Annotated in this window: 12 protein-coding genes; 7 read left to right on the top strand and 5 right to left on the bottom strand. The window is 44.3% G+C overall.

Translation table 11 applies throughout. The annotated features are described in order from the left end of the window. Positions 1 to 10 precede the first annotated feature (10 nt). Positions 11 to 2065, bottom strand: a complete 2055-nt coding sequence (uvrB, locus tag JO154_RS19845) for an excinuclease ABC subunit UvrB (RefSeq protein WP_291948752.1) — start codon at positions 2063 to 2065, stop codon at positions 11 to 13. 100 nt (positions 2066 to 2165) lie between these two features. Between uvrB and JO154_RS19840 the strand changes: the two genes are divergently transcribed. Then, entirely contained in the window at positions 2166 to 2957 is a 792-nt protein-coding gene (locus JO154_RS19840) for a S1/P1 nuclease (RefSeq protein ID WP_291948750.1), read from the top strand. Between the two features lie 86 nt (positions 2958 to 3043). Here the strand turns inward: JO154_RS19840 and JO154_RS19835 are convergent, their stop codons facing one another. Then, positions 3044 to 3967 (bottom strand): PfkB family carbohydrate kinase, encoded by a 924-nt coding sequence (locus tag JO154_RS19835; RefSeq protein ID WP_291948748.1) that lies wholly within the window; start codon positions 3965 to 3967, stop codon positions 3044 to 3046. 531 nt (positions 3968 to 4498) lie between these two features. Here JO154_RS19835 and JO154_RS19830 point away from each other — a divergent pair. After that, complete coding sequence (locus tag JO154_RS19830; RefSeq protein WP_291948746.1) at positions 4499 to 5014, top strand: hypothetical protein; 516 nt, start codon at positions 4499 to 4501, stop codon at positions 5012 to 5014. 170 nt (positions 5015 to 5184) lie between these two features. Here the strand turns inward: JO154_RS19830 and JO154_RS19825 are convergent, their stop codons facing one another. The 3 genes from JO154_RS19825 to JO154_RS19815 all read right to left on the bottom strand — a co-directional run bounded on the left by JO154_RS19825 (position 5185) and on the right by JO154_RS19815 (position 16537). After that, the gene (locus JO154_RS19825) at positions 5185 to 7239 is read right to left on the bottom strand and encodes an OmpA family protein (protein ID WP_291948744.1); all 2055 of its coding nucleotides are present in this window, start codon (positions 7237 to 7239) and stop codon (positions 5185 to 5187) included. Positions 7240 to 7289: 50 nt separating this feature from the next. Continuing rightward, positions 7290 to 8297 carry a PorP/SprF family type IX secretion system membrane protein gene (locus tag JO154_RS19820; RefSeq protein WP_291948742.1) on the bottom strand — a complete coding sequence of 336 codons (1008 nt, stop codon included), beginning with the start codon at positions 8295 to 8297 and terminating at the stop codon, positions 7290 to 7292. Positions 8298 to 8386: 89 nt separating this feature from the next. Next, positions 8387 to 16537: a gliding motility-associated C-terminal domain-containing protein gene (locus JO154_RS19815; RefSeq protein ID WP_291948740.1), complete on the bottom strand. Its 8151-nt coding sequence runs from the start codon at positions 16535 to 16537 to the stop codon at positions 8387 to 8389. Positions 16538 to 17138: 601 nt separating this feature from the next. Between JO154_RS19815 and JO154_RS19810 the strand changes: the two genes are divergently transcribed. The 5 genes from JO154_RS19810 to JO154_RS19790 are packed head-to-tail and all read left to right on the top strand — an operon-like array spanning position 17139 to position 25061. After that, complete coding sequence (locus tag JO154_RS19810; protein WP_291948737.1) at positions 17139 to 19736, top strand: hypothetical protein; 2598 nt, start codon at positions 17139 to 17141, stop codon at positions 19734 to 19736. A gap of 26 nt (positions 19737 to 19762) precedes the next feature. Further along, on the top strand, positions 19763 to 20671 hold the full coding sequence (locus tag JO154_RS19805) for a transglutaminase domain-containing protein (protein WP_291948735.1): 909 nt from the start codon (positions 19763 to 19765) through the stop codon (positions 20669 to 20671). 16 nt (positions 20672 to 20687) lie between these two features. Then, positions 20688 to 22538, top strand: coding sequence for a chloride channel protein (locus tag JO154_RS19800; RefSeq protein ID WP_291948733.1), 1851 nt, complete (start codon positions 20688 to 20690; stop codon positions 22536 to 22538). A gap of 20 nt (positions 22539 to 22558) precedes the next feature. After that, positions 22559 to 23164 (top strand): NAD(P)H-dependent oxidoreductase, encoded by a 606-nt coding sequence (locus tag JO154_RS19795; protein ID WP_291948731.1) that lies wholly within the window; start codon positions 22559 to 22561, stop codon positions 23162 to 23164. 1 nt (position 23165) lies between these two features. Then, entirely contained in the window at positions 23166 to 25061 is a 1896-nt protein-coding gene (locus JO154_RS19790) for a monovalent cation:proton antiporter-2 (CPA2) family protein (RefSeq protein ID WP_291948730.1), read from the top strand.

The raw sequence follows: 25061 nt of genomic DNA, 5'->3' as shown, positions 1-25061 counted from the left end.
AAAAAGTGAATTATGCCTTCATTTCCTGTAATTCTCTTTCCATGGCAAACATTTGGTCTCTTAGTCGGGCTGCTTCCATGAAATCCAGGTCGCGGGCTGCTTTTTCCATATCCTTTTTCACTTTCGAAATAGCTTTTTCCATTTGAGGGATGGTCTTCACCGCAGCGGCAGAGGATTTAGCCATTTCCATGGCTGCTTCGGCCACCAAGGTTACTTCATCATGCACCGCATATGGCGAATTCTCATCGAAGTTCTTGATCTCCAATACGGACGTCTGGCCAAGGATTTGTTCCTTGCTTTTTCGTACAGTCCTTGGCGTGATACCATGCTCAATATTATATGCCATCTGCTTTTCGCGCCGACGATCTGTTTCGTCAATGGTTTTCTGCATGCTATCGGTCATCTTATCCGCATAGAAGATCACCAGACCGTCTACGTTCCTTGCGGCACGTCCTGCTGTCTGTGTCAGCGAACGCTCATCACGCAGGAAGCCTTCTTTATCAGCGTCCAGGATGGCCACCAAGGACACTTCCGGCAGGTCAAGTCCCTCTCTCAGCAGGTTTACACCCACTAGCACATCTATATTACCCAAACGTAGATCCCGGAGAATCTCAATACGTTCGAGGGTATCCACTTCAGAGTGGATATATCTTGATTTTACATTGATACGTTGCAGGTATTTGTCCATTTCCTCCGCCATACGTTTCGTCAGCGTAGTAACGAGTACACGGTCGCCTTTCTGCACTCTCTTATCGATTTCATCTAGGAGATCATCTACTTGATTGACACTTGGTCTTACTTCAATAGGTGGCTCCAGCAGGCCAGTAGGACGTACTACCTGTTCTACTACGACCCCTTCTGTTTTCTTCAGTTCATATTCACCAGGGGTAGCACTCACGAAAATCGCCTGATTCACCAGGTTTTCGAACTCGTAGAAGTTCAGTGGACGGTTATCCAATGCAGACGGCAATCGGAAGCCATATTCCACCAGGTTCAGTTTACGGGATCTATCGCCTCCGTACATACCACCGATTTGCGGAATAGTAACGTGGCTTTCATCGATTACCAGGAGGAAATCTTTCGGGAAGTAGTCCAACAAGCAGAATGGTCTGGCGCCTGGATTACGCCTGTCGAGGAATCGGGAATAGTTCTCAATTCCGCTACAGTAGCCCAATTCGCGAATCATTTCCACATCGTAATTGACTCTTTCTGATAAACGTTGTGCTTCTATGAGTTTACCGTTGGCTTTAAAATATTCTACTTGTGCCTTCAGTTCATCCTGTATTTCATAGATGATCTGTTGCATCATATCTTTTGGCGCGAGGTAAAGGTTGGCCGGGAAGATGGCTGCATTCTCAATCTTCGCGATTCTTTTACCGTTTTGCACATCGAAGCTTTCTATCTCTTCAATTTCATCTCCGAAGAAAGTTATTCTATAGCCATAATCCACATATGGCAGGTTAATATCAACTGTATCGCCCTGCACCCGGAAGTTACCACGGTTAAAATCGCCCGTAGTGCGGGAATAGAGGGAGTTTACAAGTCCATGTAGAAACGTATTGCGACTAATGGTCATTCCCTGGTGAATACGAATAATCCCATTTTCATAATCTGTTGGGTTACCCATACCATAGATACAGGAAACAGAAGCCACCACAATGATATCGCGACGTCCGGAGAGCAGGTTGGAAGTGGCTTTCAGGCGGAGTTTATCCAATTCCTCATTGATGGCCAGATCCTTTTCTATATAGGTATCGCTTACCGGCATGTATGCTTCTGGTTGGTAGTAATCGTAATAGGATACGAAATACTCCACCGCATTATCCGGGAAAAACTGGCGTAACTCGCCATAGAGCTGGGCCACCAGCGTTTTATTGTGGGTCAGCACCAATGTGGGCCTTTGTACTTCTTGGATGACATTGGCCACTGTAAACGTTTTACCCGAACCTGTCACACCGAGAAGGGTTTGATATTGTTCACCCGTATTGAGACCTTCCGTTAATTGTCTGATTGCTTCCGGCTGATCACCAGCGGGAGCATAGGGAGCTTGTATCTTAAAAGGCATAACAAAATGATAATTGAGCAGTATGTAAAAATACTAAAGAAGTACTGACAAAAGTGTTAAAAAGGTCTTTACTTTGTCTTTCAACGAGGACATAAACTGTATGAGAAAGAAATTAATTTTTGCCCTGATATTGGGTTTCCTTTTACCTATTGCCAGCTTTGCCTGGGGCCCGAACGGGCATCGTATTGTTGCTGAAATTGCATACAACCATCTGACACCGCAAGCGCGCAAAGCGGTAGAAGCTATTCTTGGTCGTACTAGTATGGCCATGGTGGCTAACTGGCCTGACTTCATTAAGTCAGACACCACCCACAAGTATGACCATACCAACAAATGGCATTACCTGGATTTCCCTGCTGGTATTGAAAGAGCCGAGTTTGATAGTCTGCTGAAGGCTGCCACTGGCGAGAATCTTTATACTGAGACGAATGCCATGATCAAGGATTTGAAAAACCGTTCCCTCTCTAAAGAGCAGCAAGTATTTGCATTGTCTTTCCTCATTCATATGATGGGAGATATGCACCAGCCTTTGCATGTGGGTAGAGACGAGGATCAGGGAGGTAACAAGGTTACACTGACCTGGTTTAATAATCCATCTAACCTTCATCGGGTTTGGGACGAGCAATTAATTGATTTCCAACAACTTAGCTATACAGAATATACAAAAGCACTGGATATTGCACCTGCTCCGCAAGTAAAATCTTACCAGGCGGGCAGTATTGCAGACTGGATGTTTGAATCTCATCTGCTGGCAGATAAAATCTACGGCTATACGAAAGCGGATTCTAAATTGAGCTATCGTTATAATTATGTATTCATTGAAGACCTGAATACACAACTGCTGAAAGGTGGTCTGCGTCTGGCTTCTGTACTGAATAACATTTTTAAATAATTACTATACATCAATAAAAACAAAGCCCGGTGCTAATAGCGCCGGGCTTTGTTTTTATTGAAACGGTATCTGATTCGACACGAGGATTAAACCAGGTCGATATCGAAGTTCACCAGTTGTACGAACTGGTTGATACGAGCGTGAATTTCGTCTTTAGAAACGGCTCTGATACGTTCAGTACCAAATTTCTCTACGCAGAAAGAAGCCATTGCAGAACCTACGATGATGGCTGTTTTCATATTTTCAAAAGAAATATCTTTTGTTTTAGCGAGATAGCCGATAAAACCACCTGCAAAGGTATCACCAGCACCGGTTGGGTCATAAACGTCTTCCAGTGGCATTGCAGGGGCGAAGAATACGTGATTTTCGTGGAAGAGGAGGGCACCGTGCTCACCTTTCTTGATAATCAGGTAACGAGGGCCCATGGTCAGGATTTTGCGGGCAGCTTTCACCAGGGAGTATTCACCGCTGAGCTGACGTGCTTCACCGTCATTTACCATCAGGACATCTACTCTTTTCAGCACTTTCAACAGATCATCCATCGCTACTTCCATCCAGAAGTTCATGGTATCCATTACGATCAGTTTAGGTTTTTCTTTCAACTGATCCAGCACGCTCATCTGTACTTGTGGAGTGAGGTTACCGAGAATCAGGAACTCACTACCTTGATAACTTTCTGGTATAACCGGCTGAAAATCAGCGAGTACATTCAAATCTGTAACCAGGCTATCGCGGGTATTCATATCCATATGGTACTTACCGGACCAGTAGAAAGTTTTTTCATCTTTCTTAACCTGTACACCATCCATGGCCACACCTTTTGCTTTGAGGGCATCGATTTCGGACTGAGGGAAGTCTCCTCCGATAACGGATACCTGATTGATTGGGCTTACAAAGTTAGAAGCAGCCCAAGCGATGAAAGTGGCGGAACCACCGATGATTTTGCCTGATTTCCCAAATGGAGTTTCGATCTCGTCGAACGCCATAGTACCTACTACTGTGAGAGACATACTATTTTTAGTTACTGGTTTAATTAGATTAAAGTAAAATACAAAACCCGGCAAAGGTAATATATCTCCAATAAAACAGCCATAGTTATTATTTAGCCCGATTTTACCCCCAGCGGAGGCATTCCGCCCGGAAATATCGTGTCTCCCTAAAAATCAATCTTAACTATATCGTCAATGACTATACGAAAATATGATCTCAGCATTAGGACATTGCTAAAAAAATCAGTACCCAATAGAAAGAAATTACCTGCGGAAAAGTTACAGTAACGCATAAATATTTTTTATCTGGACAACTAACCTTTATTTACAACAGCGTTATAAAAGTTTTTCTATAAAAATTTATATCTCGCTAAACTCAATACTACAAAGCATTTCAGCAGTAAATAAAATTCACGTTCTTAATATTTCCATAACACCTGTGTAACTTTTAAAATACATACTCGTTTAACAAATCAGTAAGCGCTGAAAACCTATTGCAATTTTATTATAACGGAAAATTCATTCTAACAACCTTCAATTAAATCTGAAATCATGTCAATTTCAAAGAAACGTGCTCTCACAGCGGGAGTTATGATGGCTACTGCTATGGCTGTAACTTTCACTGCTTGTAAAAAAGACGACAACAACGACGGACCTGCTCCACGTACTGAATCCTATGCACTGAAAGGTGTTGGCGCTGATGCTGCAGCAACAAATGCAACTGTTACCATGACTGAAAACAGAGATAGCTCTATTAACCTGAGCATCAAACTGAGCAAGTCTACCAAAGATGCAAAACAATACATCTACGTGATTGGCGGTACTCCAGCTCAACCTGGAACTGATACCCTGGCTGCTATCAGCGGCGATAACATCAAAGGAACTGGTGCTGCTATGAATATCAATATCTTCCAGAATGTAAAAACCATTAAGGTAACTACTCCTGCTGGTCAGAAAGATACTGCTTTCCGTTATGCTGATGTTCTGAAATACGCTGCTCACCTGAAAGTTTTAACCGGCGATAAAAAAGACACCCTGGCTATCGGTACTATAGGCAAAAAGAACTAATTAGCTTCTTAATATCTGGTTAATTTAAACAGTGATGAACTATTTACCTCACAAGGTGATAGGACGTTAAAAGTGTGATGAATCAAAAACAATCGCCCACGCTTATGCGTGGGCGATTCACTGATCTGTTGTTGTTCATGGATATGGATGGGGTATAATCAATCTCTTTATCATTCATGTTGATAACCTGTAGCAGGTACGTTCATCTGTCTTTTCAACACTTTAAATTCTGTTCTCCTATTCTTCTGACGACCTTCCGGATTATCCTTGTGATTAGGCAAGGAATTCGGCGCAATCGGTCTGGATTTACCATAACCTTTCGCAGTCAGTCTTGATGAGGAAACACCTCTGCTAATCAGGTAATCCACGCAGGATTGTGCACGGGCCTGAGACAGTTTATTATTGAACTTATCAGAACCTACACTATCCGTATGGGCACTCATTTCTATCGTGAGTTTCGGATTTTCGTTCAACATATCCACTACAGTATCCAGTACCACTTTAGACTCTGGTCTTAAGGTAGCTTTACCAAAGTCGTAGTAGATATTATTCAGAACGATTGGTTTCTCTAATTCATAATGCGTCAGGCATAATGACGGGTTCTGCATTTCATCAGAATTATCCATTCCATCTGTGCGGAAGCGTAATGATTTAGTGAAGTAGTTATCTTTTTCAGCAACGAGTTTGTATGGTTTGCTTGGATCGATATCAAAGGAATATCTGCCGGATGCATCTAGTATAATTTTACCTACTTGTCTCTCACGGACAGTATCCAACAATGTAACAGTAACACCTTCCAGCGGTTGGTGTGTATCACAGTCAGTGATCAGACCGGTCACCATTTTACGGATACGTTTCACCGCGAATATTTCCAGGCAGCAAACAGATTCTCTGTCTGAGCTAAGGAAACCGGCTGCGAATGGATGTGCATTATCAGCAGCGGTGTAATAGATATCATCCTTTGCAGAGTTCAAGGGTTTACCCATATTCTTAGGCACTGACCAGCTACCAAAATCGCCTTCACTCTGGAAGAAATCCAGTCCTCCAAATCCTACACGTCCGTTGGTACTAAATATCAGTAGATTTTTTTCCTGGTCGTAGAAAGGAGCTTGTTCTTCATCTTTTGTATTAATGGTCGTTCCCATGTTCCGGGCACTTCCAGGGACACCATTAGACATAACGCAATACCAGATATCGTTTTTACCCATACCGCCAGGGCGATTGGATGCGAACAAGAGATATTTACCATCTGCCGTAATGAAAGGCTGCATGGAGTTATAGCCCTCCACATTTACATTAGCGCCCAATGGCTGCGGCTCTGACCAACTACCATTCTGTTTGGTACTGATACAGATGGCAGTTTGTTTAACCCCATTTTTAACAGTCCAGCGGGTGAGATACATGGTTCTACCATCTGGAGAAATGGTGGAAACTCCTTGATCATAACCCTTTGGCGGGTTAGTGATCGTCAATTTTTGGGAGTTTGCAAAATCACTACCTGCCCCTGTGGCAGTATATAGTGTATTTACATATGGGGTTCCTTTTCTTTCTTGCTTCTTTTTCTCCGGGGTATTGGTATTTACTGGCACTGGCGGGGTTTCCGGCCTAGAGGAAGTAAACATCAGGGTATTAGGATCCATCATGACAGGGGCGTAGTTGGCGCCTCCTTCATTTACATTCCCGGATAATTTTACGATGGTGTATTTAGGTTGCTTTTTCTCTTCATCTAAAGCAAATTCGCAGGTTTGGATTTCCAGGTTTACGCGGGTAGAAATATCGTCAGCGGCAGTGTATGACTGTTTGAATTTGTTAAATTGTTCCAGGGCTTCTGCGTATTTACCATTAGCACGCAGACATTCGCCGTACCAGAATCTTGCCTGTGGAAATTGGGGATTATTAAACCCAACTAATTGGGTATACCAGGTTTCGGCGTTGCCGAAATCGTTATACAGTCGGTACGACTCCGCCAGGCGGGCTACCACCTGTTGGTAATCTTTCATTTTTCCGCTTGGGGGTGCGGCGCCAGCAACAGTATAGGGTAATACTTGTTCTGACTTTATCTTAAATGTGCCCAGGGCTTTATTGTAGTACTGTGCTGCAGAGTAGTAGTCCTTTGCATTATAGTATACATCAGCGGTATGTTTATAGTCATAAACATATTGTGCGTATGTAGAATCAAACAGCCCCGTAAAAACAAGCAGCACACAGGTTATAAATTTTTTCATGAGGATCTATTTCGTTATAGTTTTTCCGCGCTATGGCTCCAAGTTGTTGATTATAATCTTGGACAGATAAAGTAATCCTGGTTCAACAGTCGTTTCTTTCTGCTGATGAAAGAAAGTGATACTTCAAAGCTTTGACTCCCATTAACCAATCTTCTCATATTAGATGTATTAGCATCATAGCTGAGGCCCAGTACAAAGTTTTTAAAGTGGAAACCAACAAAAGGTATGGCAGCATCATTGAATCGATAGTTGCCGCCTACAAGGAAATCAAATTCTGGATTAACGGCCATTTGTGCATATACACCGAGCACTGTTTCTTCTGCATTTCCCTGGTGCATATATAATCCTGTAGGAGTCAGACTTACTTGATCACTCAAGATAATTTTGGTTCCTCCATGGAATAACCATCTAACGGGCAGTGTTCTATCCATTCCTTGCGCTGCAAATGGATCTTTCGGTTGTGTCAGGTGCGCTGCCGAAAACCCTACAAAAGGATTGAGTTTATGATTGGGGTTACCATCAAAGAATACCACACCGGCATTTGCATCGAAAGCAGAGGCGGATGTTTTGGTAACGTTCTCTCCATTGGCAATACTGGGATCGAAACCAATGGTTGGATTGAACTGGCTTCCCGTCTGGAATTTAGCAGGATCTACTCTTCTGTTCAATAAGCCGGCCTGGATACCAAATACCAGTTGACTGGTTTTGGTTTTACCAAATTTCACACCACTATAGGAAACGCTGGCCATTGCATTGAGGTAGTTGTATCCGGCATCACCGGCAGACATATTCAGCACATTGGCGCCTACGCCAATATTCTTATCCGTTGCAGCGTCAATGGATACCCCTGCTGTGGAAAATGGTTTACCATAATTAGCCCATTGGTTCCTATAATCGGCGCTGATGCGATAATCCCCATCAAGGATACCTGTCAGGGCCGGGTTTAGCCACAGTGGGTAAGCATAGTACTGAGAGAAGTGTGGGTCTACCTGTGCAACAGATAAACGGGGCAACAAACTGCTCCATAAAAGTATTGCAATTATAAAAATCCTCTTCATAGGAACATTTTTTATTGTTCAAGATGGCCGGGATACTGTGTTTGTCAGTATCCCGGCTGATTATAGATTACGGGTTATCCGAATTATGGTTATCTCATCAGAGTTACGTTACCTTTCTTCGTAACTACTGTACCATCCTGCATGGTTGCTTTTAAGATGTACACATAAACTCCCACTGGTTGTTTCACACCATTCATGGTACCATCCCATCCTTGACGCTGGTCTCTGGATTCGAATACCAGTTGTCCCCACTGATTGTAGATTCTGAATTCGAGCTGTGCGATAGCCGTACCGTATACATACTCGATATCATTGATACCATCACCGTTTGGACTGAAGAGGTTTGGTACATAGCAATTGTTACCATTCGGATTAGTTGTCTTATCTGTCACGGCGGTGAGCAGACTATTTTGACAGGTACCTACACCGATGGCTTTCACATAGATCGTTACATTCTGGTTTGGTTGCAGGTTAGTAACGGTATGAGAGAGTCCATTTGCACCGCTGCTAGGAGCTACGAAGTGTGTAGAGTCACCTACAGATACGGCATACTGTGTTGCACCTGGCACTGCGACCCATGTAAACGTAATGCTAGTAGCAGTTTTGTTGGTTACTGTTACAACTGGTGCTGTCAGTGCTGACAGTACTGTAATCGGAACTGCTGTTCTGGTTGCGCTTACACAGCCACCGTTGATAGATGCTTCTACATAGTAGGTAGTATTCTGGTTGATAGCCGGAGTAGTGAATATGGATGTCTGACTGATTGGCGTACCACCTGTTGCCGTTGTGTACCATGCGAAAGATGCACCTGGCGTAGTGGAGGTAGCTGTCAGGATATAAGACGATCCTGGGCATTGCGCCTGACCATTTCCGGATACTTGAGGCGCTGCAGGAGCGGTGCTCGCTGTTACACTCACCAGTGTACGTTGAGCGCTAGCACAACCACTTGCATTGACAGCAGCTACATAGTAGTTCGTGTTTGTAGTGATTGGTCCTACGTTCACGCTTGCACCGGTAGCTACTGGTGTACCGCCCGTTTGCACGGTGTACCAGTTGTAGGTCAGCGTTGGATCTGCATTTTGTACCGCCAACGTTATCATGCTGTTGAGGCAAGTAGTTGGTGTAGCATTCGCCACTGCAGGAGTTCCTGGAACATTGCTAACAGTTACTGCTACCGATGCTCTTGTAGAACTTGTACAGTTACCGGAAGTAGCGCTTGCATCTACATAGTAGGTTGTATTGGTAGTTACCCCATTGAAGGTTACCGTTGAACCGGTAGCTATTGGTGTACCGCCGGTGGCAGTAGTGTACCAGTGATAAACAATACCTGCTACTGGATTATTCACGCTGAGTGTCAAGGTTTGACCCAGACAGAGGTTCTGATTTGCACCTACTGATGGTGTGGCTATTGAATTGGTAACGGTTGCGCTGACATTTGTATGTGCCAGGCTAAAGCAACCGGTGTTGTTCTTAGCTACTACATAGTAATTAGTAGTTGTAGTCAGTACCGGCGTAGTGAACGATGCACCTGTTCCCACGCTGTCTGTGGTTGCATTATACCAAATGTAGGTCAATGCTGGATCAGGATTGGTTACCTGGAAGGTTGCGCTGTTGTTCAGACATACCACTTCATTTGGTATGGTGACTACTGGCGCTGTTGGTGCAGGATTTACATTCACAGTAGCGGCTGTTCTGCTGCCTGTGTTGCTACATCCTGCTGCATTTACAGCACTTACATAGTAAGTAGTAGTTGCAGTCACATTATTTACAGTCAATGTAGTTGGAGTAGTCGCTGGCACTTCTGTACCGTTGACTGCAGCCGTGAACCAGTGGTAAGTCAGCGATGGATCTGGATTTGCAATGGTAAACGTTACGTTACCGCCTGCACAGATAGTCTGGTTATTTGTTACCAGGGTTGGCGCATTTGGTAATGCGGTGATCACTGCTGTTACCGGCACACGACCGGAAGTACCTGTACATCCTGCGGTACCAACTGCTTGCACATAGAAGATAGTAGATGTTGTCAGTGGTCCGGTGCTGAAGGTAGTACCAGCATCTGTATTCAGTGCAGTACCGCCAGTTGGTACATTAAACCATCTGTACACCACACCGCTTACAGGCGATTTGACAACAAGTGTACCTCCGCTGCCTGCACATACTGGCTGATTCGCATCCACAACTGGGTTTGCTACACTATTCACCGTAATAGTTGCTGCAACGAATGTTGAAGTACAACCACCTCTGCTTGCTTGTAGATACAGCGTAGTATCTCCTGTGAGCGGACCTGTTTTGAAGGAATCGGCTGCTGCAAGGAACAGGCTGAGACTTGGAGAGTTATACCAGTTATAAGTAACTGTTGGATCTGGATTAAGCACTTTCACTACTGCTGTTTGACCGGAGCAGATAGCGGCGCCTGTTACAGTAGGAGTTATAAAGCTGTTGTTTACAGTTACCGTTACAGGTTTCGCTGCGCCAGGAGCATTTTCACATGCATTCACACCTTGTACGGTTACGTAGTAGGTAGTGGTGGCTGTCAGGGTATCTGTAACGAAGGTACTTGTGCTTCTAATGAACTGTGTCAAGCCAGCATCGCGATACCATTTAAATGTTGGATTGGTAACAGTTGTACTGCTGGCTGTAAGTGTAGTAGTAGAATTCACACAAGTAGTAGTATTACCTGTTACCTGTATGTCTGCCGCAGTTGCTTTTCTACCAATGTTTACAGTCACATGTTTCAGATTACCTGCTGCGTTAGCACAGTTGCCATTGCTGCTTACGCTTACATAGTAATTATATGTACCTGTGGCCAGGTTCGGAATGGTCAGCACACCAGTAGTCGGATTAACACCGGTTGTGATTGGTGTTGTTTTCTGCTGGTCTGCATACCAGAGGAACACAGGATTTGTAATAGTGGTGCTTGTCGGTACAAGACGAACCGTGTCTCCCAAACATATATTCTGCACCGTATCGATATTAATATCGGACGGCATTGCACTGCTGATGACGTTCAGCTTGATTGGCGTACGTGCGTTAGCGTTACTACAGCCATTTGCGTTGTTGCCTTGTACATAGAAGGTATACTGGCCTACAGCCATTGTATTTGAAGTAGTGTATACATTGCTATTTGCCAACAACACATTACCTGATGCACCATACCAGGTATAAGTAACGCCTGGTTGAGCCACCACTTTCAATGTAGCTGGCAGATTGCTGACACAAATGGTTGATGGATTAGTGCTATCCGCTACCACAATTGGAGTAGACAATACTACCACCTTTACAGGTATCCTGTAAGGGTTTTCGCAATTCTGCGGACCGCCGAATACAGCTACCCAATAAGTAATAGTGCCTGGTACTTTCAAGGTATCAGTGATATATGTGCTATTGGAACTCAGTACGGTGGTGCTGGTAGAATCAGCATACCAGTGCACTCCGGTTCCAGCCACCGGCGTTACAGTCAACGTAGCTTTTGTATAAGCACAAACTGTATCATTCGGTGTATTGATGGTTGGGTTTGGATACATAATCCTCGCACCATATATGTTAATTGAATTAATCAGATTAGCCAAACCTGTCATGCGCACTTCTACGCGATCGTAGGTTCCGCCTGTAGGGATAGTTGCGACGATCTGCTGACCATTGTTGAGCAGACGCAATGTAGCTAGGTTAGAGAGGGTATCTGCGGATACTTTTGTAGTACCATTGTATACCGTCAGTACTGTACCTGCCAGCAAACTTACATCTGCAAGGTTTACAGAAGAACCTAATGTAACTCTGATACTATCAGTTGCGCTTCCCGCATTCGGGAAGATCAACTGTTGATAGATAGAGCCACCCAGGAGTCCTACTGGCATCGTTAGGGTAGTATAGTTGGTAGTAGAACTATCCACAGAGAAGGTTGGATTCTGCACAGAGCAGAGGATACAACCTAATGTAGTACCTGATACCTGGCTAGTAGCATAGTTACAAGCTGTTGGAGGTGCAACAGGACCAGCCACCACTACTGAAACAGCCACCAGTCTGGATTTACAACCACCAGGGAGGGATACTCCTGCATAGTAAGTGTAAGTTCCTGGCGTATTAAATGGACCTACTACTACTGATGCACCGGAGCCCACCAAATTATTTCCAGTAGAATCTGTATACCAATTGATGGTAGCACCTGGAACTGGGGTTGCAGTAAGGGTTGCAGTTTGACCAGTGTTAACTACGATTGTACCTGGCACTACTGGAGGCGCTGGCACCGTCACTACATTGACTACTGCCGGTTTCAGGTTGCCAGCAACATTCTGACAACGGTTGCTACCAGCGATAGCTACATAATATGTGTGTGTACCTGCTGCCAGTCCGGTGATGGTCAGTTTACCTGTTGAATCAATATTATAGGTTACTCCACTAACGGTAGCATTCGTGATTGGTTGTGTTTTAGCAGCATCGAAATACCAACTGAACACAGGATTGATGATACCAGATGCTGGATTAGCTGTTGGAGCCAGTACTGCATTACCAGTAGTACAAGCGGTGGTGGTATCGGCCAAGTTGATATCACTTGGTGCACCTTGCTGTCTTACATAGACTTTTACTGGAATCCTGGTAGGGTTTTCGCAATTCTGCGGGCCACCGTAAACAGCCAGCCAGTAAGTAACAGTACCTGGTGTTCTCAACGTATCTGTAGTATATGTATTGCTGGAACTCAGTACGGTAGTGCTGGTAGAATCAGCATACCAATGCACGCTAGTACCCGCAACAGGGGTTACAGTCAGCGTTGCTGGGTTATTCACACATACGGTATCATTTGGCGTATTGATGGTTGGGTTTGGATATAAGACCCTAGCACCATAGATATTAATAGATGTAATCAGATTAGCCAGACCTGTCAGACGCACTTCCACGCGATCGTATGGCGCACCTGTTGGGATGGTAGCAACAATCTGCTGACCATTATTGAGCAGACGTAAGTTTACCAAGTTATTAAGTGTATCTGCAGATACCCGTGTAGTGCCATTGTAAACAGTCAGTACTGTACCAGCTAGCAGACTTACATCCGCCAGGTTTACAGAAGAACCCAAAGTTACTTGGATACTATCAGTAGCACTTCCTGTATTCGGGAAGATCAGTTGTTGATAGATAGAACCACCCAGCAGACCTACTGGCATTGCCAGGGTAGTATAATTAGTAGTAGAGCTATCTACAGAGAAGGTTGGATTCTGCACAGAGCAGAGGATACAACCTAAGGTAGTACCTGATACCTGGCTGGTAGCATAGTTACAAGCTGTAGGAGGCACTACAGGACCAGTTACCACAATGGTCACAGGCACACGACCAGAAGAACAAGTAGCACCATTAGCAGATGCAGATGCCCAATATTTATAAGTACCTGGCGTATTGAACGGACCAACCACAACAGGCGATCCAGAACCGACAGGCGTAGCAGTGATAGAATCAGTGTACCAGTTAACGGTAACACCAGCAACTGGAGCAGCAGTAAGGCTTGCAGTTTGTCCTGTATTTACCACAATTGTACCTGGGACAACTGGAGAAGCTGGCGTATTTACCACATTTACTTGTACTGGTATTCTGTCAGGATTTGGACATCCATCAGCGGCAGTCACTTGTGCATAATAAGTGATCAGACCTGGAGTTGTCAGTACTGGCGTAATAAATGGAGTACCAGTACCAGCGGTAACAGAAGTAGTAGAATCTGTATACCATTTAAGTGTATTTGCACCCAGGCCACTTGCAGTAATAGTATCTCTTGAACCTACGCAGGTACTACTATTAGTAAAAGTAGGATTAGGCGCGACGGCTCTTACACCATAGAAGTTGATGTGATTGAGCAGGTTAGCTACACCTGTGAGTCTTACCTGCACCGTATTATAAGCGGCGCCTGTTGGTATTGTCACTGTAAACTGAGAAGGATTACTGAGCAGGTTCAATGTTACCAGTTTGGAGAGGGTATCTCTTGCGATTACATTAGTACCATTGGCAACAGTAATTTCAACACCTCCAAGGAGACCCACATTGGCTAAAGAGCCATTGTAGCCGAAGGTAAGTCTCAGGCTATCTGTTGGGGCACCCAGTGTTGGGAAGATCACTTGTTGATAGACGCTTCCTCCTAACAGTCCGACAGGTATATTTAATGTACTGAAGGTACTTGCAGTAGTATCTATTGCATTATTTGGATTTGTAACGCTACAGAGTACGCAACCCAGTGTAGTACCAGTGGTTGTACTGGAGGGAGCGTTACAAGCAGTATTTACAGGAGGCAGAATAATTACGGTATCAGCTACGCGGTAAGATTCACAGGCTCCGCTGGCGCTGAGTCTTACAGCAGCGTAATATATATGTGTACTTGGAGTGGAGAATCCGCCTACTGTCAGGGTATCACCGGTTCCAATAGGAGCAAGTGTCGTATCTGAATACCAGTAAACCGTACCACCACCTGGAGGGGTTGCCAGCAAAGTTACTGGTTGGTTTACGCTACCATATACAGTGGATGCGCCCAGTGTTGGAACTGGCGCCTTCGTAGTGGTAAGCACAGTTACTTGTTTCAGCGTATTGGCGAGGTTATCGCAATGCGTAGAATCAGATGCACTTACATAATAATGATTGGTGCCGGCAGGTAATCCGATAATGGTCAGTTTACCTGTAGTAGGATCAACCAGGAATTTAGTCCCAGCAACAACCAGCCCATTTGTAATAGGCGTTGTTTTGGCGGCATCTTGCCACCAACTGAAGACAGGTTTATTCATCGTGGTGGAATACGGCGTAATCCGCACGGTGTCTCCCATACAACTATAGGCTGTATCTGGGAAGTTTATGTCTGCAGCGGTGGTATAAGCTTTCACCAATAAGTTAAGAGGTGTTGGTTGAGAGCTGGTTGTACAAAGGGTTCTGCTGGCGGTAACTGAATAATTGAAGCTACCGGCAACGTTTACCGGAGGAGAATAGGTAGAGGTAGACGCGGGTCCTTGGACGACTCCACCTGTACCATTAAACCAGGTATATTTCAGGGTAGCATCTGGATTTTGAACGGAGAAAGTAGCTGGGGTATTCAGACAGGTAGACAGGTTAGCTGCTGATCCAGATACGGTTGGACTCGGAATATATCTCCGAATCTCATATACGTTAAGGTTACTTATCACGTTGGCGATAGATCCTTCTCGGACTTCTACATGATCGAATGGCCCCGACGAAGCGAAGGTCACATATGATTTGGAACCTGGCCCTGACAAAAGGCCTAGGTTTAATACATTGCTGTTACCGGGGATACTATCAACAACTGTATTGCCATTATAAGTTAAAAATGTGACGTTTGACAATACGGTTCCAGAAAGGATACCGTTTGCATCACCTAATATAATGCGTACGGAGTCACCAGTTTTGGATAAGCCAGGGAATACCGCATCCAGGCGGGTATAACCGGCCACGCCAGCCAAGGTACTCAATGTGGCGAAGGTAGTAGTATCACCATCTATTGCATTCCCAGGATTGTCCACTGTTCCGAGATTCACCAAGCTAGCAATATTGATAAAGCTTTTAGGGCCACCATAAGCATCAATAGGTTGATCACAAGCAAGTGAGGTAGTTGCAGGTATGTTATAATAGGCTGCATAAATCTGCAGCGTAGTAGCAACAGTTGCGAGGCCGCCAATTTGCACGCGTACACGATCGTAGGTGCCGGAGCCTCCTGGTGCAGGAACATATATTTCACTTGCGGAATTGCTGACTAATAAGGTTGCCAGCGCGGAGTTGAGACTGGTAGCAGATCCCACATTTGTGCCTCCGCTCATGGGTTGGGCAGTAATGGTAGCCAATGTAACACTGACCACATTACCTGTTCCTATTTTCAGGATCACGCCTTGCGTCACAGGAATAGGAGCGGGGAAGATGAGATCCTGATATACGAATGACAGCAGTCCCACATCCGAGCGAAGAGTAGATGCAGTGCTCAATCCTGCGGGTGGAGCATCCACTGCAAATTGAGGATTCGTAACACCGCAGGCAAGACATGTTAGCGCCGCAGCATTTGCTTGCGAGTTAGCATATACTCGCTGATAATACGTTTGTGCGTTCACGTTAGTGCCATAGCATGCAATAAGGATTAAGGCGGAAATAATGCATTTCCACCAGTTAACAAATCGGGGGCTTTTCCTCGGTTTAGGAAGTGATCCATCCCGGGCTCTCAGGATAACAAAGGAAGCACTAAAAGGGCTAGTAGGAGTAGCTTTTGAATGCATAGCATCAGTATTTGGATAATAAGAAGTCTTTGTTTATTGACACAATAAACTCTTGGGAAGGCAGCGGTTAAGAATAATGATGACGGGCCTTAGGATTCTGGTTGAATTGGGATTCCTTCTGCCTAAGAATATATTTTGACAATCCGTTATGCGAAAGTATAAGTCTCTCTGGGTTTATGTATATGTCTTTTTGTTCATTAATTTAAAACTGTTCAGCTTGTTCATTTTCTGTTCAGTCTGTTCATTTTGTTCATTTTTATTAATTCGGGAGTCGTCTTATTCATTTTAGGGCAGGGGCTGACATCTTTTTAAAATATTTTTTTCAAATAGTTAAGTAAAAATCAGCCTCACTGAATTCCTATCGCAGCCATTGAGTTAACTAGATTAAATTATATGTTATTATATTGAAATACAATAGCTTAACACCTACACTACCCAAGTTTGGGTAGTTGTTTTGATGACATATTATTCAATTACACATACATAACATTTTTCCATGACTATCCCTCTCAACTTTATTTTAACTTTCTCAAAATCTAAATGTTTGATATCTACGTAATTAACTTTTGTACCGAAATTCCATAATCCATTATTGTCCCCTATGATAGATATATCCTATGACTTTATTCTAACCTTGCAAAAGGAAGTTTTGCAGAAATTTGGGGTAGAAGTCATGTCGCCAGGAGAATGTAAACATCTCGGCCAGTCCATACTGGAAAAGACAACTCAATTAATCAGTGAAACCACTCTTAAAAGAGTGTTTGGCTTTGCTGTGGCCCAACACAGCTTCTCTCGATTCACCTTAAATACACTGGCCCAATACTGTGATTATAAAGACTGGGAGGCATTCCAGCAGCATCATTATATGCTAAATAATCCACAGGCCGCCGCTGTAAACGGAGGAGTGAAAGAAGCTAAATGGGCGGAACTCAGAACCAAAGCTTCTGCAGTATCGCATTATACGATGTTGACACTGCAAAACCGCTCTGGTATTAATTTCCAGAATACGGTCAAGCGACAGTACATCATTAATCATATTGAGAAATTCCTGGAAAGCAATTATACCGCTACTGCATTGATTGCCCCTTCAGGATGGGGGAAAAGCATCTCCCTGGTCCATCTGGCAGACCATTTCTGGCATAATAAACAAGCGAAATTCGGAGAAGACGTTTGCTGGTTTATACATGCTCATGCCGCTGGAAGTCTCCTCCTGAAAGGATTCTCCCTCTCCACCTGGTTGGATAATCAACTCAACCACGGCAACGGGGAAAATTTCCGCGAATACTTTGCATCCGAATTCGAAAAGAGGGGCTCGCGTCTTATATTAATAATAGACGGCTTCGATGAAATAGCCGTCTCTGCAGAAAAATTACGACTGATATATTCCAAATTGGAAGACTTTATTTACTCCAACGATCAATTCCCTTGGATTAAAGTCATCCTCTCTATCAGAAGTAGTACCTGGAATGAACTGTTTCAGCGCCCGAATGACTATGCGGCTTTCCGCCGCTACTGGTACGTTGGCTCCGAAATGGATGAAGAAACCAATATCAACGTTAAACAACTCAACGACCAGGAAATCAAAACCGTTCTTGAACGACACGATTACCCGATAGATATTATTAACCAGTTCTCTGAAACATTCCTTCAGAAACTTAGACATCCATACTATCTACAATTATTCTGTCAGTTGAACCCTGACCCAAAAACCTCTTTTGTAGATGAGAATTTAAGTCTGTATGAAATCATTTCCAGATTTGTACAGAATAAAGTATTCATTTCACCTACCAGCACCTTTAAAATCAAAATTATACAACGCCTGCTCTCCCTCCTAGATTTGGGAAGAAATGGTATGTATGTGGAAAAACTGGAACTGCTGGACCAAAACTCAGAACTGTTCCCGGCATACAAGGAACTCCTCGCGGATAACATCCTCGTAGAAGAAAATCTTAGCCAGGAAATTATGTATCATGTGAAAGTGCGCTTTGCACACGTATTCCTCCTGGAATACTTTGTGGCGATGCATTACCTCCAGAAAACGAGTCAGCAAGTAAACGAACCGGTATTACAGGAAATCGCATCTTACCTGCCATCTTCCCCATATAGGGTAGGTGTGTTCAAATGGTTACTGCGCTTCGCGATCAATCACAAACAAACAGATGGCATCCTGAAGATGCTGCATCTGCCACTGTCTTTGATAGAAAAATCGCATCTCCTGGAATATCTCGTTCTCCATTATCAACTGGATGGTAACGATCAAATGGAACTGAGATCCATTTTCCCTGCTGGCTTCTTTAAAAAGAACCCGATCAGCACCTTTATTAACGACGAGTTTATCCACTTCCGGAAGAAAAAAGTACTATGGGCACTATTACCATTGGCTGATACCAAGGAAGATAAACTGAAAATACGCAGTATGCTCTTCACCATTTCCCTGCTCCAACTGGAAGCAGAAGAATGTGAAGCGCACCTACTGGCAATTAAGAAAATATATGCACCAGAAGAACTGGAAGATGAACTGTGGGTCACTCCTCATGAAATCCTCCTGTTTATTTATGAGCGTATGAAATTTGGCATCGTAGACGAACAGGTATTGCAAAAAATATATAATTATCCGCATTACCTCCAAGCCGCCGCCAGTAAACAAGTTTGTTCCACCAGCATTCCCCAGGAAATCGTTATCCGCAATATGGGCTATGCCCTCTCTTTACTGGAAGATTTTGATCATCTGCTGCAGTTTACTCGCCAGATATTCGATACCTACCCGTCATTGGTGCACCGCAAAACAGACTCCTTCCGGCTCCAGTTACTCTGTTGGCAAACACATGCTTTGGCCAGACTCGGAGATATGGAAAAAGCAGAAAGACTCTGTCGCCACACAGATAAAGTGCTGAAAAACTATTCGGCTAATTACTTTGCTAGTAAATACGTAGAATCTTTGCAGAAAATGATTTCTGCCGATTACTATTATAAAGAGCAAGACCTCATGCGCGCACTCCGTACCGCTGAAAATGCTGTTGAAACCGCGCAAAAATTGGATTTTAAGGTCATTGCACTGCGAAATCTAAACCTGCTGAAGAAATTGTACACACAATTAAATATGTCCGGTAAAATCGCAGATACTCAATCACAAATAGATAGCATTAAAGCAAACACGTCCTTTAAGCATGAAGCGCTGAATTTTGCACGCAAATTCTGATAGATTTTTGCTTTCTTGCAACATAGATGGCAATTGACGAAAGCAAATATTCTTTTTCTCAGCACCTACTATTCAATCTCCTGGGCTTGCTAACCATTAGCATATTGGCCCCGGTGATTAACAGGTTCTTACCACCCATTGTGGCTGGTGGCCTACATGTGGACTTGATCGTAGCCGCTCTTATCAGTCTGGCCATCGTATTCTTACTCAGGTGGATTTTCCGCCCCTTGATTGTACCCGCATTCCTCCTGGTATGTGGTGCGCTGTTCATAAATCGATCTGTAGAAGGGTATTCGCTCAAAAACGTGGTCGGCGACTATAAAGGGATGGTACAAGGCAACTGGGGCGCAAAAGACAGCAAACAACTGGATATCCTCAGTTTGTACCCTAGAAGGGTAGAGAGCTACCGCGATAAAACCGTTCGCGGGTTGAGAGAAAAGATTAACTACAATGATTCCATTGTCCGCAATTTTTCCGTTCAACATAGTCTCGATTATTATGATGCCTATTTCTTCAAATATGGCAAAATCGTGCGTTTTTTGTCACTTTTCCGGTATATCAACAGCCATTTCAAATATGTACTAGACTCCAGAAGGGATGAATATTTCGCCACGCCACAGGAAACCATTCAAAACGGACTGGGCGGTGACTGTGATGACCATTCCCTCCTGATGACTTCCTGTTTGCAGTCAATCGGGGCTAGAACCAGGATTGTACTCATCAAAGGGCATGCTTACCCGGAATTGTATTGTGGTAATAAAGAGGAGTTTGAGGTCGCCAAACAGGTCATTATCCTGTTTTTTCCGAAGCCGCCGATTAAAGAAATATACTACCACGAGCTAAAAGGCGAGTACTGGATCAACCTAGATTATACCGCTAATCATCCCGGCGGCCCATATATGAATGATAAAGTTTATGCCCTCATTGAGCTCTGATGCCTAAATTTGCGGTATGAGTCAGTTTAACCATCTCCGGAAATATCACGGCTTTTTTAAATTCAAGCGGGATTTTGAGACGTACAGTTTAAAGAAAGCCAGAAGTTATGAGATCGTCATTCATTGGCTGCATAGCAAGCTTTCCAGGAATCAGTTTTTGCTTCTTTCAGGTATACTCGTAGGATGTGGTGCAGGTATGGCGGGCGTTGTGCTGAAAATGCTGGTCCACTATATCCACTATGTTATTACAAATAAAGTTCATTTCAATACACAGGTATTTTTCTACGCGATCTTTCCCTTTCTGGGTATAGTTTTGACCACTATCATTGTAGTAGTGTTTTTTAAAGGGCAGTCTCGCAAAGGGATTCCTGCTATTCTCCATGAGATCGCACAGAACTCCAGTTTGATTCCACCCGTAAAAATGTATTCCCAGGTATTACAGAGCGCTATTACTGTGGGATTGGGAGGTTCAGCGGGATTGGAAAGTCCCATTGCCGTAACAGGAGCCGCGCTGGGCTCCAATTATGCCAGGAATTATCATCTGCCCTATAAGGAACGAACCCTGTTGTTAGCGGCTGGCGCCACTGCGGGTATTGCATCTGCATTTAATGCGCCCATTGCCGGCATGATGTTCGCGTTTGAGATTTTGCTCACTGGCGTTGTATTTTCGGACTTTATGCCGTTGATAGTGGCTGCCGTCTGCGGTAGCTTACTCTCTAAAATCATTATGCAGGAGGATGTATTATTTCACTTTCAATCCCGCTCTGCTTTTAACTACCATAATGTACCTTTTTATATCCTATTGAGTTTATTGTGCGGCTTTTATGCCCGTTATTATGTAGTCGTTTCACAAAAAGTAGAACATTTTTTCCATGGACTGAAATGGAGTGCTATTCGCAGGGCTATCCTTGGGGGAATAATCGTTTCTATACTTTGCGTAGCCATGCCACCACTATTCGGCGAAGGTTATACTGACGTGAAAGCCCTGGCTAACGGACACGGAGAAACGATTTTACAGAACAGTTTCTTTCGCTATATCCCCGCTCAAAGCCAAATGTTGCTGATCTTCACGGGGGTTATATGTCTCTTTAAAGCATTTGCCAGCGCCATCACCATCCAAAGTGGCGGTAATGGTGGTAATTTCGCACCATCCCTGTTTGCAGGCGGATTCCTGGGATATTTCTTTGCACTACTCTGTGGGCAGCTCGGCTTTATAGATGTTCCGGTTACTAATCTTGTACTGGTAGGTATGGCCGGTGTAATGAGCGGTGTGATGTATGCCCCGCTGACCGCGATTTTCCTCATTGCAGAGTCCAGCTCCGGATATGATCTATTTATTCCGTTGATGATAGTGGCCACAGTATCTTACCTGATCGGCAAATGGTTTTCACCTATATCGCCGGAACTCAAAGCACTGGCCGAAGAAGGAAAAGTATTCACCCGCGCCCACGATAAAAACATTTTGTCACTCATTAGAATGGAAGATATCCTAGAAACAGATATACAAGCCATTTCTAAAAATGCGCCACTGCGACAACTAATTGACCTCATCAAGGTGGGCGACAGTAGCAATATCGCGGTAGTCAATGACAAAGGGAATTTTGAAGGACTCATTGCATTGGATAATATCAGACCTATCATGTTTAATCCTGATCTGTATGATACCATGAATGTGCGGCAACTCATGAAAGCGCCGCCTGTCGTGGTAGACATCGATGATAATATTGAAGTGGTGATTAAGAAATTTGATGCTGTGAATGCTTGGCACCTGCCAGTAGTAAAGGATAAAAAACTGTTGGGGATGATCTCCAAATCCAGAATACTCAACCAATACCGTAAATTGTTGCAAGAATATTCTGAGATATAAATTCAAAATTTTCGCCTCGTATGGCCCGTGTACTCATCAATTTTGCACACCCAGCCCTGGAGAAATCCAGGATGCATGCCCATCTGGTTCCCATGATTAAAAGCATGCCTGGCATCACTTTCAACGATCTGTATGAACGTTATCCAGATCTGGACGTGAATGTAGCGCGTGAGCAAGAATTACTTTCCAAGCATGATATCATCCTGATGCAGCATCCGATGTATTGGTACAACGCCCCAGCCATTGTTCGCCAGTGGCAGGACCTGGTACTGGAACATGGGTGGGCATACGGACATACCGGTAATGCGTTAAAAGGGAAATATATGTCCAATATTATTTCTGCTGGTAGTCGGGAGTTAGAGTATAGGAAAGGCGGGAGACACGGATACCCCTTGCAGCAGTTTTTACTCCCATTCACGCAAACGGCGATACTCTGTAATATGCATTATGTTTCTCCATATGTCATTTACGGCGTACATCGTATGGATAAATCCGATATCCTGGCGGAAGTACAGCGATTGAAGTCGGTATTAGAAAAATTAAAATCGCCGGATTTTGATGTGAATACCCTCAACAGTATTCAGGATCTCAACGAACTTATACAGGAACCTATTCAAAACGCATAATATGGATCAGCATTCGTTACTTTTTCAGGCGATGGTATACTTGGCATCGGCCATTCTATTTGTACCATTGGCAAAGAAAATGGGATTGGGCGCAGTGCTGGGCTATCTGCTCGCCGGTGTTATCATTGGGCCTTCAGTAGCTGGTTTTATAGGAAAAGAAGGGGAAGACATCATGCACTTCGCGGAATTTGGGGTGGTAATGATGTTATTCCTGATTGGGATGGAGCTGGAGCCCGCCTTGCTGTGGCGCCTCCGATCCGCCATACTCGGGCTTGGAGGCTTACAGGTAGTGTTGAGTACCGCCGCTATTGCTGGTGCCGCATTGCTATTGAAAGTACCACTAAGCGCTGCTTTCGCCATAGGTATGATTATGTCGTTATCCTCCACCGCAATAGTGCTACAAACGCTCAACGAAAAGGGGTGGATGCCCACGGCAGCCGGACAAAGCTCCTTTGCCGTATTGCTTTTCCAGGATATTGCGGTTATCCCTATGTTGGCCATCTTTCCGTTGTTGGCGGCAAATGCCGTCGCTACGGATAATACTGGGCATTCGTTGCGAGATAACCTGCCAGCTTGGGGACAAACGCTCGTAGTACTGGGAGCAGTGATAGCCATCATCGTTGCTGGACGATATTTGGTAAGGCCCATCATGCATATCATTGCTCGCACGCGTGTCCGGGAATTATTCACCGCCACTGCTTTGTTGATGGTAGTAGCCATTGCTGTACTGATGAACCTGGTAGGTCTCAGTTCCGCTCTTGGCGCGTTTCTGGGCGGGGTAGTATTGGCGAATAGTGAATATCGTCATGAACTGGAAAGCGATATTGAACCGTTCAAAGGTTTACTGCTGGGGCTTTTCTTCATTGCAGTTGGCGCCTCCATCGACTTTGCACTGATTATGGAACAGCCCTGGACCATATTCGGGCTGGTATTAGGATTGATGGCGATCAAAGCCCTCATTCTACTAGGATTAGGTAAGGTGTTCAAGTTAAGTACAGATCAGAATTTGTTGTTTTCTTTCGCACTCTGTGATATTGGAGAATTTGCATTTGTATTATTATCCTTTTCTGCCCAATCCAATATTCTCGACAAACATACCACTGGTATGCTCACCGCAGTGGTAGCCATCAGTATGGCCATGACACCTTTGCTCATGCTGCTGTATGAAAAACTGGTTCAACCTAGGTTCACTATAACGGAGAAGTCTACACGCAATGCCGATGATATAGAAGACCAACATAATCCGGTTATCATTGCTGGTTTTGGTCGTTTTGGTAGCATTACTGGTCGTTTTCTGCGCGCAAATGGCATCAAGGCCACCATCCTGGATATGGACTCAGACCGAGTGGACGCATTGCACAACCTAGGTATCAAGGTATATTACGGTGATGCTTCTCGCTATGACCTATTGGTAGCGGCCGGAGCGGCCACCGCGAAGGTGCTGATTATTGCCATGGATGATTATGAGAAGACCACATCGGTAGTAAGAATAGTAAAAAAATATTTTCCCAATCTACAGATGTTGGTACGTGCCAAGGATAATGAAGACGCGTTTGAGTTGATGGATCTGGGCGTACTGCATATCTACAGGGAAACGGTGGATACCTCTCTGCGACTGGGTGCGGATGCCCTGGAGATGCTGGGAGTTCGTGCTTATCATAGTCATCGTGCGGCCAGAACGTTTCTTCGTCAGGATGAGAAAAGTCTTAAAAGCCTTTCTGCTACCCGCGATGATAAGAAAGAGTTTATCAGCGCGCTGAAAGAGCGTATTGAAGAAATGGAAAAACTGATTGCTTCCGATAAGATCAAAACCTGGCTGGATGAGGGCGAGGGCTGGGATTCTAGCGGTATCCGTGATGAAGCTAAGGGAGAACCCGACACTCCTGTCAAGAAATAA

Source organism: Chitinophaga sp. (genome assembly GCF_019236475.1).
Taxonomy (GTDB): domain Bacteria; phylum Bacteroidota; class Bacteroidia; order Chitinophagales; family Chitinophagaceae; genus Chitinophaga.
Note: the sequence above shows the minus strand (reverse complement) of the source record. Positions and strands in the feature narration are given on the sequence as shown.